This is a genomic window from Streptomyces scabichelini, from assembly GCF_011045015.1.
Lineage (GTDB): Bacteria > Actinomycetota > Actinomycetes > Streptomycetales > Streptomycetaceae > Streptomyces > Streptomyces scabichelini.
Window position 1 is genome coordinate 18,979 of the sequence record NZ_JAAKZY010000128.1, and the last position, 10,806, is coordinate 29,784.

Annotated in this window: 10 protein-coding genes; 4 read left to right on the forward strand and 6 right to left on the reverse strand. The window is 70.1% G+C overall.

Annotation, left to right across the window (positions count from 1 at the left end; all coding sequences use genetic code 11):
• Window positions 1-8 precede the first annotated feature (8 nt).
• From G5C60_RS32095 to G5C60_RS32120, 6 genes are all read right to left on the reverse strand, one after another.
• Window positions 9-938, reverse strand: coding sequence for a UTP--glucose-1-phosphate uridylyltransferase (locus tag G5C60_RS32095; RefSeq protein ID WP_165264522.1), 930 nt, complete (start codon window positions 936-938; stop codon window positions 9-11).
• Window positions 939-1,308: 370 nt separating this feature from the next.
• Window positions 1,309-2,262, reverse strand: a complete 954-nt coding sequence (locus tag G5C60_RS32100; protein WP_165264523.1) for a zinc-binding dehydrogenase — start codon at window positions 2,260-2,262, stop codon at window positions 1,309-1,311.
• A complete protein-coding gene (locus tag G5C60_RS32105; protein WP_165264524.1) occupies window positions 2,259-3,080 on the reverse strand; it encodes an ABC transporter permease in 822 nt (273 codons plus the stop codon). Before G5C60_RS32105 ends, G5C60_RS32100 begins: the two co-directional genes overlap by 4 nt.
• A complete protein-coding gene (locus G5C60_RS32110; protein WP_241267228.1) occupies window positions 3,077-3,931 on the reverse strand; it encodes an ABC transporter ATP-binding protein in 855 nt (284 codons plus the stop codon). The genes G5C60_RS32105 and G5C60_RS32110 overlap by 4 nt, the downstream gene beginning before the upstream one ends.
• Window positions 3,928-4,866 carry an ABC transporter substrate-binding protein gene (locus G5C60_RS32115; RefSeq protein ID WP_241267231.1) on the reverse strand — a complete coding sequence of 313 codons (939 nt, stop codon included), beginning with the start codon at window positions 4,864-4,866 and terminating at the stop codon, window positions 3,928-3,930. The genes G5C60_RS32110 and G5C60_RS32115 overlap by 4 nt, the downstream gene beginning before the upstream one ends.
• A 194-nt stretch (window positions 4,867-5,060) precedes the next feature.
• The gene (locus G5C60_RS32120; protein ID WP_165264525.1) at window positions 5,061-5,888 is read right to left on the reverse strand and encodes an SDR family NAD(P)-dependent oxidoreductase; all 828 of its coding nucleotides are present in this window, start codon (window positions 5,886-5,888) and stop codon (window positions 5,061-5,063) included.
• Window positions 5,889-6,030: 142 nt separating this feature from the next.
• Here G5C60_RS32120 and G5C60_RS32125 point away from each other — a divergent pair, with 142 nt between their 5' ends.
• The 4 genes from G5C60_RS32125 to G5C60_RS32140 all read left to right on the forward strand — a co-directional run bounded on the left by G5C60_RS32125 (window position 6,031) and on the right by G5C60_RS32140 (window position 10,571).
• The gene (locus G5C60_RS32125) at window positions 6,031-7,275 is read left to right on the forward strand and encodes an aromatic ring-hydroxylating oxygenase subunit alpha (protein ID WP_165264526.1); all 1,245 of its coding nucleotides are present in this window, start codon (window positions 6,031-6,033) and stop codon (window positions 7,273-7,275) included.
• A 115-nt stretch (window positions 7,276-7,390) separates the two neighbouring features.
• Window positions 7,391-8,761: a M20 family metallopeptidase gene (locus tag G5C60_RS32130; RefSeq protein WP_165264527.1), complete on the forward strand. Its 1,371-nt coding sequence runs from the start codon at window positions 7,391-7,393 to the stop codon at window positions 8,759-8,761.
• Window positions 8,758-9,717 carry a DODA-type extradiol aromatic ring-opening family dioxygenase gene (locus G5C60_RS32135; RefSeq protein ID WP_165264528.1) on the forward strand — a complete coding sequence of 320 codons (960 nt, stop codon included), beginning with the start codon at window positions 8,758-8,760 and terminating at the stop codon, window positions 9,715-9,717. Before G5C60_RS32130 ends, G5C60_RS32135 begins: the two co-directional genes overlap by 4 nt.
• Window positions 9,714-10,571: an alpha/beta fold hydrolase gene (locus G5C60_RS32140; protein WP_165264529.1), complete on the forward strand. Its 858-nt coding sequence runs from the start codon at window positions 9,714-9,716 to the stop codon at window positions 10,569-10,571. Before G5C60_RS32135 ends, G5C60_RS32140 begins: the two co-directional genes overlap by 4 nt.
• Window positions 10,572-10,806: the final 235 nt, after the last annotated feature.

Genomic DNA, 10,806 nt, shown 5'->3' on the forward strand with positions numbered 1-10,806 from the left:
GCGGCAGGTCAGGTGTTGGTTTCCGGCTGGGGGGCGGTGGCGCGGTCGGCGTCGAGTCCGGCGACCAGGCCGCGCAGGACGGGGCCGTACTCCGGGTGGGCGAGGGCGAACGCCATCTGGGCGACCAGATAGTCGGCCGGGTTGCCTGTGTCGTACCAGTGGCCCTTGATGACCTGCCCGTACACCGCGCGGGTGGAGGCGTAGGCGTTGATGGCGTCGGTCAGGTAGATCTCGCCGGTCTTGTGCTCGTACCAGCGACGGGTCTGTTCCCGCAGTTCGTCGATGATGCCGGGGGTGACGACGTAGCCGCCGATGGCCGCGTACGACGACGGGGCGGCAGCGGGTTCGGGCTTTTCGACCAGGCCGGTGATGCGCAGTTGGCCGTCTCCGAGGTCCTCCTTGACGATGGGCACGCCATAGCGCTGGGAGTCGGTGGGGTCCATCGGCAGGAGGGCGAGCACAGGGCAGCCAGTCTGCTCGTACCCGTGGATCAGTTGCTGGGCCCGGGGGACCTCGGCCACGAACACGTCGTCGGGCCACAGCACCAGCACCGGCTCGTCGCCGAAGGCGCGGGCGGCGTTCAGCACCGGGGTGCCGTTGCCGTACGGACCGTACTGGTCGAGGTAGGTGATGTGGCCCTGGCGGGCCAGCTCTGCGACCTCCTCCACCGCGTCCGCGTAGGCCGTCTTGCCGTCTTCGCGGAGTTGTTCGACGAGGGCGGGGTTGGGGCGGAAGTGGTCCTGGATGAGGCTCTTGCCGCCGGAGACCACGATGGTGATGTCGGTGATGCCGGAGTCCACCAGCTCGCGCACGGTGTGCTCGATGACCGGCTTGTCGCCGACCGGGAGCATCTCCTTCGGTGTCGCCTTCGTCAGGGGCAGCAGACGGGAACCGAGTCCGGCGGCGGGGATCACGGCCCTGCGGATCGTCGGGGACATCACGTCTCTCTCGGTCGAGCGGCACACCGTACCGGCCGGCACGGCACACCCAGACGCTACCAACGCCCGCGGTCGGCGCCTGCCGATCGCCTGTTCAACCGACCGCTTGGGTCACTACCCGGCACCAGAAGGAACAAAGGAACAGGGGGCCAGGATGGGCCACCATCCGAACCGGGCCGCTTCGGTCGGGTCGAAGGCTACGACGGCGACCGCCTGTCGAGAGCTACGACGCCGACCGCCTGCCGAGCACTACGACGGCGACCGCCCCCCCGTGCCGGTGCTCCCCACGCCGCCATCAACCTGAGCAAGATCCCGGTCCCCCAGCGAGGGATCCGCGATAGCTGGCAGAGCAGAGTTCGGCGGACGCCCGTCAGGACAAGTCCAGCGCCACCTTCCCCACCGCCTCCCCGGTCCGCAGCCTCTCCACGGCCTCCGCCAGCCCTTCGAGCCCGTACCGTTCGATCGGCAACGTCAGCTCCCCTGAGGCCAGTTCGCCCAGCATCCGCTCGGCGTCCGCGGCGACCTCCCTGCCCCGTGACATCAGATTGACGGGCAGCAGGGCCACGTCGGCGAGCAGGAAGTCCGCGAGGTCCACGGTGAAGTCGCGCCCGGCGGTGTAGCCGACCAGTGCGACACGCCCGCGCGGGCGGACCAGCCCGAGGGCGTCCCGCAGCACCGGCCCGCCGACGGTGTCGATCAGCGCGTCCACCGGCCCGCCCACCGACTCCGGCGACAACTCGGCCGCCAGGACCGGCTTCCCGGGCGCCGGCACATGGCCGAGCTTGGCCGGGCGGCCCACCACCCCGATCACCTCGGCTCCGGCGCGCGCGGCGACCTGTACGGTCAGCGCGCCGACCGCGCCCGCCGCGCCGGTCACCATGACGCGCTCTCCGGGCCGTATCGCCGCGACCGAGTGCACCGCAGCCCAGGCCGTGCCGGCCGGCGAGAAGAAGCTGCACGCGAGCGCGGGGTCCGTGCCCTCGGGCACGGGGAGCGCGGCGGCGTCCGGCACGACCGCGTGCTCGGCCCAGCAGCCGTCGCGCCGCAGCCCAAGACCCTTGCCGTTGATCCTGACAAGGCTGCCCTCGGCGTGCGTGTCCGAGGCCAGGACCACCCCGCACGCCGTGGTGCCCGGCACGGCCGGCAGATCCGGGAGAATGCCGAACTTGCCGTCCACGACGTTCAGATCGAGGTGGGCCACCTGTGCCGCCCGTACGCGTACGAGGGTCTGGCCGGGCTCGCGAACGGGCACCGGCCGCTCCACCAGCCGGGGCAGGGTGCCGAACTCTTCCAGGACAAGGGCACGCGAGGTCTCGCCACTCACAGCTTCACTCCGTATCGACGCAGGACCCGGGAGGCCACGATCCGCAGCACGCGGTCGAAGACGAAACCCAGGATGCCCAAGGTGATGATCCCGACGAAGACCCAGTCGATGCGGCCGTAGTTGCGGGACGTCCAGATCAGCGAGCCGAGCCCGACCTGGGCGGCGACGATCTCGGCGGAGACGATGGTCAGGAAGCTGTTTCCCATGGCGAGGCGGGCCCCGGTGACGATGTACGGCACCGTCGACGGCAGCACTATCCCCTGGAGGATCTGCCGGCGGCTCGCGCCCAGACTCGCCGCCGCGCGCAGCTTCGACTCGCTCACGGCCATGACGCCGGCGCTCGTGTTCAGCGTGACGATGAAGACCGCCGTGTAGAAGATCAGCACGACCTTCGACGACTCGCCGATGCCCAGCCACACCACCGCCAGCGTCACGAACGCGACCGGCGGAATGAAGCGGAAGAACTCGATGTAGGGATCGAGGAGTTGGCGAACGATCTTGATCTGCCCGATGAGCAGGCCGACCGGTACGCCCACGAGCAGACCGAGTCCCCAGCCGATCAGGATGCGGCGGCTGGAGGCGATGATCGAGTTGGTGAGCGTTCCGTCGCCCGCGAGTTCACCCGCCGCGTCCAGGGTCGCGCTGGGGGAGGCGACCAGGGAGGCGCCGTACTGCATCGCCAGCAGCTGCCAGATCCCGATGCCGACGAGGACGGACACCACGGACAGGCCGATCCCGCGCAGTCCTCGCGCGGCGTCCCGCAACGCACGCCGCTCGACACGGGGTTCGGCGGCGGGTTTCGCCGTGACGACCGTCATGCGTCCACCTCCGCGTCGAGGCCCTGGTCGCGCAGGGCCTTGCGTACCTCTTCGCCGATGTCGTCCCGCAGGGCGCGGCGCAGTTCGAGTGCCGCGGGGTCGGTCTCGTCGCGCGGCCGGGGCAGGTCTACGGGGTAGACGGACTTGACCGAGGCCGCAGGGCCCGCCGTCATGACGGCGACGCGGTCGGCCAGCAGGATCGCCTCGTCGATGTCGTGCGTGACGAAGACGACGGTGCAGCCCGAGGCCCGCCAGATACGGTTCATCTCCTCCTGCATCACCTGCCGGGTCTGTGCGTCGAGCGCGCCGAACGGCTCGTCCATCAGCACGACCCGCGGCTCGTTCGCCAGCACGCGGGCGATCTGCACCCGCTGGCGCATCCCGCCGGAGAGCTGGTCGGGGAAGCGGTCGGCGCAGTGCCGCAGCCCGACCAGGGCGAGGTACTCGTCGGCCAACTCGGCCTGCTCCGCACGGGACTTGCCGCGCATGCGGGGGCCGAATGCCACGTTCTGGCGCACGGTCAGCCAGTCGAAGAGCGCCTCACTGCTCTGGAAGACCATGCCCAGGTCGGGATCGGGACCGCCGATCGGGGCGCCGTCGACGGTGAGGGCGCCCTGGTGCGGCCGTACGAAGCCGGCCAGCGCGGACAGCAGAGTGGACTTGCCGCAGCCGCTCGGACCGAGCAGACACAGGAACTCACCGGCGGCGATGTCCAGTGAGATACCGCGTACGGCGTGGAAGGAGCCGAACCGGATGTCCACTCCGTCGACGGACACCGCCGCGCCGCGGCTGCCGCCCACGGGTGGCGAGCCGGACGGCGGCCGGTCGGCCTCGATGGCCTTCGTCATCATGATCCCTTCGTCTGTTCGGTGAACCATCCGCGCAGCGCGGCCCGCGCCACGTCCGGCGGGGACTCGACCTTGCCGGTGTCCGCGTAGAACTCGGCGGTCGAGGCGTATCCCTCGAGGTCCTGTGCGGTGATGTCGCGTACGTCGAAGTCGATCTCCTTGATCGCCTTCAGGGTCTGGGCGGTGGGAACCTTCGCGGCCTTCTGGGTGGCGCTCGCCGCCCCGTCCGGGTCCGACTCGGTGAGCCGGGCCGCTTCCTGGAGCGTCTGCGCGATCTTGACGGCCGTGGTCTTGTTGCTGGTCAGCCACTTGTTGTCCGCGATGAGCCAGTGGGCGTACGCCAGACCGTAGTCGCCGGTGGTTTCCAGGACTTTTCCGCCCAGCTCGGTGCCCTTGGCCGGCCAGGGCTCCCACAGGACATAGGCGTCGACGTCGCCTTTCTCCAGCAGAGCCGGGATTTCCGGCGGGTCGGCCGTGACGAAGTCGACCGACTTCGTGTCGATCCCCTTCGACTCCAGGAAGCGGGTCGCCGCGAGTTCCGAGAGCCCCGGTACGACGGCCATCTTGCGGATCTTCGAGGGGTCGGCGACCTCGGGGCCGAGGACGACCTTGAGGTAGCGGCCCGACTCCTCGTACACCAGGAGGGACCGCAGGCCGGAGTTCTGCCGGAGCATGCCGATGGTGGTGGTGTCCGAGTTCCCGGCCAGCTGTACCTGGCCGCCGGCGAGGGCGTCGACGCCCTCGCCGCCCCGCCCGAACTGGACGAGTTCGACATCGAGACCGTTCTCCGCCCACAGCCCCTGCTCGTCGGCGAGGAAGAAGGGCGCGAAGGAGGGGTCGATGCCGACGGCTATCCGGACCTTGGGGCCGGTGGCCGCGCCGGCGCCGGAACCGCCGGCGGAGTCGGTGGTGGCCGCGCTGCACGCGGTCAGGGACATCAATGCCAAGAGGGCGACGACACCCGCAAAGGGGTGCTTTCTGTTGGCCCGTGTCTCCATAAGTGCCTCGGTGGGTTGACGGGAGACCGCCGGTTCCGGCTGGTCCTCGGGGTGCGTCGTGGTGGGCGAACCGTAGAACGCGCAGCGGCAGCCGGGCATGGATCGTGGTCCGCTGAGCGGGACGCGCAGAGCCGTCAATGGGCCAGGTAGCCGCCGTCCACCGGGAGTACGGCGCCGGTGAGATACGCCGAGTGGGGCGAGGCCAGCAGAAGAAGCGCGGCCGACAGTTCGTGGGCCTCGCCCCACCTGCCGAGCGGCACCTCCTGCCGTACGAACGCGGCGGCGACCGGATCGTCGCGTGCACCCTCGTTCATCTCGGTGAGCACCGGGCCGGGCAGCAGGCAGTTCGCGGTCACCCCGCTGTCCGCGAGCTCCAGGGCAAGCGACTTCGTGAGCTGTACGACAGCTCCCTTCGACGCGGCGTACGCGCCCCGCTGAGGCGCTCCCACCGAGCCGAGCACCGAGCCGAGCGTGATGATCCGCCCGAATCCGGCACCGGTCATCACGCGCGCGGCCGCCCGGCAGGCGTACCAGGTGCCGAACACGTTGGTCGCGAAGCAACCGTGCAGGTCCTCGGTGGGCAGGTCGGTCACGGAACCGCGGGCCAGCCTGCCCGCGCTGGTCACCAGGACGTCCAGCCTGCCCCACCGTTCCATGACCGCCGCGACGGCGGCGTCGACCTCTCGCTCGTCGGTGACCTCACAGCTCAGGCCCATCACCTCTGGTTCCCCTGCGGTATTGGTTCCCCGGGCCGGCACCCGCTGCTTCGCCAGTCGTTCCGCGGCCGACCGGGCCCGCCCGGAGTCCCGGGACGTGACCGCCACCTTCGCGCCCATGGCACGCAGCGCGCGGGCGGCCGACGCTCCGATACCCGAACTGCCGCCCGTGACCAGCGCGGTGCGTCCCGCGAGAGAAAAGAGATCGGGAGAGAACAGATCCTCCCTGTCATCTACGTCATCCATGTCATCCATGACGGGACCCTCGCAGGCGCGGCCGTCGTGGAGATCCGGCGCGGTCTGCTCAGCGGAACAGGTCCGTAGGCGGATCCCGTGCGCCCCCCGATGCTCAATGCCATGTTCCGACGGCAGCAGGAGGTCACGCACGATGACGACGGGTGAGGGCTCGCTCGCCTCCAAGGGCACCGGCCGAGGCAGCCGCAGACCGGCGGGGCAGCCCGGCCGGCAGGACTGGTCGTCGTGGCCGCACTACGACGCGGCGGCGGCCGGCTTCCGCGGCTACTGGTATCCGGTCACCTGGTCCAGCCACATCACCGGCAAACCGCTCCCGTTCACGCTCTGCGGCGAGAAGATCACGCTGATCCGCGACGGCGGCACGGTGTACGCGCTGCACAACCGCTGCCCGCACCGCGGGGTGCCGCTTTCCGAGGGCAACCAGCAGTTCCCGGGCACGGTCAGCTGCCCGTACCACGGCTGGACGTTCGACCTGCCCACCGGCAAGCTCTGCGCGGTCATCACCGACGGCCCCGACTGCCGGCTGACCGGCAAGGTCGAGGTGAAGACGTACCCGGTCGAGGAACGCCTCGGCATGGTGTGGGTGTACATCCCCGTCGCCGACGAGGAGCCGCCCCCGATCGACGAGCAGCTTCCCGAAGAGCTCGTCTCCAACGGATTCGTCATGGGCGGCCGCATCGAACCCCGCGGCGGCAACTGGCGGTTCGCCTGCGAGAACGGCTTCGACGAGGGGCACGCCAAGTACCTGCACCGCACCGCGCTGTGGCGTCTGTTCAAGGCGATGCCCACCTGGAACATCACCAGGATCGTCCCCCAGGGGCGCTGGATCTTCCGGGTGCAGGACGAGGTCCACTGGGAGGCCGACTTCCCGGGCGTGGGCCGCTGGTCCAACAAGCGCTGGTGGAAGCAGCAGCCGCCCAAGGAGACCTTCAACCTCGGCAACACCGGCAAGGCCGACAAGGTTGACCCGACCATCGAGGCACAGGAGTTCCCGGGTTTCGCGTCCCTGTCGATGCCGGGTGTGCTGCGTATCGCCTACCCGAACTTCATCCACTACGAGTTCTACGTCCCGGTCGACGCGGACAACCACCGCTACGTCGGCGTGATGGTCAACTTCACCGAGGGCTGGAAGACCCTGGGCTTCTACGCCAAGTACCTGGGCGCCATCCGCTGGCTGTTCCACGGCCAGTTCTCGGGCCAGGACGCCTGGATGGTCGACGTCACCGACGCGCCACCGGAGAAGCTCTACCGCCCCGACATCTCGCTGACCGCCTGGCGGAACCTCAGCGAGGAGGAGTACGGCAAGAAGCTCGCCGCGGTCGGCGCCGCCGGACCCGCCGATGAAAAGACCGGTCCCGCCAACGGAAAGAAGGGCTGACCATGGGCCGCACCCTGCTCACCCTGCTGGCCGGAGCCGCCATCGCCGTCGGCCTCCCGCTGGCCAAGAAGCGCTTCGAGCGCACCACCATGACCCAGGTCCACAGGATCAACCAATGACCGGCGGCACCAGCGGCCAACCGGCCGGCCTGGCCGGACTGGACGACCGCCGAAGCGCCTGGACCGCCGAAGCCTGGCGGCACGTCACCGGCGACCGGCTGCGCGAACTGATCGTCGGCCTGGTCGGCATCCCGAGCCCGACCGGCGACGAGGGCCCCCTCGCTCAGCACATCGCCGCCACTCTCTCGTACGCCGGATGCCGGGCCGAGGTGCAGCCGCTCGACGACCGCCAGGCCAACGCCTGGGCACGCGTCGAAGGCGACGGCACCGGCCCCGACCTCATGCTCTACGCCCCGATCGACACCCTGACCGTGGGCGAGGAGAGCGAGGATCTGCCCTGGATCGGGCCGGAGTTGAGGGACGACATGCGTCCGAAGGCCGTCGTCGACGGGGACTTGGTGACCGGACTCGGGGCGTCCAACCCGAAGGGGCACGCCGCCTGCGTGATGATGGCCGCCGAGGCGATCGCCCGGGCCGGGATCCCGCTCACCGGCGACCTCGTCGCGGCGTTCGGAGCGGGCGGTATGCCCACCAACGCGCGTCCGGTCGGCGTCCGGTACAACACCGGTCAGGGCGTGGGCTGTTCGTTCCTGCTGGAGCAGGGCGTATGGGCCGACTACGCGGTCATCGCCAAGCCCGGCTGGACGGTCTCCTGGGACGAGGTCGGCCTCGTCTGGTTCGAGGTCACCGTCCGCGGCACCCACACGTACGTCGGCTCGCGGCACCGCCTGCCGTACGACAACGCCATCGCCCGCGCCGGGGAGGTCGCCCGGCACCTGGAGGAGTGGTTCGTCGAGTACGCCGACCGCCACACCGCCGGCACCGTCGCACCGCAGGGCATCGTGTCGTCGGTACGCGGCGGCTGGCCGCGCATGGCAGCCGTGACCCCGGCCGCCTGCACCCTCATGGTGGACCTCCGCATCAGCCCCGACACGACGCCCATGCGGGCCAAGCGGGAGTTCCTCGCCGCCCTCGACACCATCCGCGCCAAGCTGCCCGGACTCGACGTCACCGCCGAGATGGTGCTGGCGATCCCCGGGACGCGGACCGACCCGGACAGCTGGATCTTCCGTACGGCACAAGCCGGCTGGGAGGCCCTCGAAGGCCGTGAACACGAGGTCGTCCGCGGCAACAGCGGCGCCACCGACGCCAACATCCTGCGCGGTCGCGGCATCCCCGCCGTCCGCGTCGGCATGCCGAAGGTCGCCGAGGCCGAGGCTCCCTTCGAGATCGACTTCGCGCGGGGAATGAACACCGTCTCCGTACGGGCCATGGAGAAGCTGACGCGCCATCTGATCCGTACGGCCGTCGACACCGTCACCCGCTCCCGCACCGAGGTGGAAGAAGTGGAAGGAGAGGCGGCATGACCGAGATCGTCCTGGGCGTGGGTGCCTCGCACAGCACCCTGATGAACACCCACTGGGAGGAGACCCTCCACAAGGACCGCGCCGAACGGTTCCGCGACGCGCTGAAGGAGGCGCGCGACGAGATCGCGGCGGCCCGCCCCGACACCGTGATCCTCGTCGGCTCCAACCACTTCCGGGGTTTCTGGCTGGACCTCATCCCCTCTTTCACCCTCGGCGTCGGCGAGTGCATCGCGAGCGGTGAGTCCGGCACCCCGAAAGGGCCGCAGCCGGTGGACGTGCCGCTTGCCCGGCACATCGCCAACTCCCTTGTGGAAGGCGGCCGTTTCGACCCCGCGTACTCGGCCAGGCTGCAGATCGACCACGGCCAGTCGCACGCCATCCAGTACCTGCTCGACGGCCTCGACGTGGAGATCGTCCCGCTCGTCGTCAACGTCTTCGCCCACCCGCTGCCCACCCTCGCGCGCTGCGAGCAGCTGGGCAGCGCCATCAGGGACGCCGTACTCGCCTTCCCCGGCGACCGCCGCGTGGCGGTGATCGGCTCCGGCGGACTCTCGCACCGGTTGCCCTGGCCCGACTGGCGCGAACCGCACGGCGAGGACGAGGAGTTCATGGTCGGCGCCTGGCTCAACGGCCGGGAGAACTGGCAGGACTACGACGCCCGGCGCCGCGAGATCATCCGGGCCGCCGAGGCCGCCCTCAACCCCGAGTTCGACGACGAGTTCCTCTCCCTCGTGGAGCGCGGCCAGACGCACCGCATCACCGAGTACACCACCGAGGCGCTGGAGAAGACGGCGGGCAACGGAGCGCAGGAGCTGCGCACCTGGCTGCTCACGGCGGCACTGCTCGACCACGCACCCGCCCGCCGACTGGCGTACGAGCCCATGCCCGAGTGGCTCACCGGCATGGCCGTCGCCGTCCTCGACCCCGCACGCACCACCCAGGAAAGGCAGCCATGAGCATCTGGACCGAACTTTCGGGCATCGACTACCGGCACGCATACGTCGACGCCGGCGGCATCAGGACCCGCGCACTGCAGGCAGGGCCCGAGGACGGCGAGCACGTGGTGTTCCTGCACGGCACGACCGGCCACCTGGAGGCGTTCGTCAAGAACATCCCGGTGCACGCCGAGCGCTACCGCTGCCACGCCATCGACATGCTCGGCCACGGCTACACGGGCAAGCCTGACCGCCCCGGCGAGATTCCCGCGTACGTCGAGCACCTGATGGCGTACCTCGACGCGGTGGGAGCCGAACGCGCCCACCTGGTTGGCGAGTCGCTGGGCGGCTGGGTGTCGTCCTGGGCGGCGAGCGAGTACCCCGACCGGGTCGCCTCGCTGCAGCTGCTGTGCATGGGCGGTACGAAGGTCAACCCGGCGGTGATGGAACGGCTGAAGACCTCGACACGGGCCGCCGCGCTGCAGGACGACATCTCCCTCACCCGGGACCGGTTGCGGCTGCTGTGGGCCGAGTGGGACGAGGACCTCGGCGACGAGCTGACCCAAGTGCGGTACGAGATCTACCACCAGCCCGACTTCCAGCGGAACCTGCACAACCTGCTGGCTCTCCAGGAGGTCGAGACCCGCGAACGCAACCTGCTCAGGCCGGACCGTATGGCCAGGATCAAGGCACCCACCCTCGTGGTCTGGGCCAACAAGAACCCGTTCGGGGACGTCCCGGAGGCCGAAGCCATCGCCGCCGCCATCCCCGGCGCCCGCCTGGAGATCTTCAACGAGTGCGGGCACTGGCCACAGCACGAGAAGGCCGACCTCTACAACCCGCTCAGCCTGGCGTTCCTCGCCGAGGCCCGGTAGGAACTCCCGGAACACCGCCCCACCTGCGGAATCTCGACGGCCACGGCCGCGGTCACCGCGAATTAACACCACGCCCCATGGTCATGATCAAGCATGCGTGGTTCCGTTGATGGGCCAGATCCAGCCACGTACCGCGTTCTCCGGAAGGCAACGGATTGATCGGGAGGTTCTCCCCATGACGGTCACCTCGATCGGCCACACCGACATCCAACCCGTCGGGTCCACCATCCCCCGC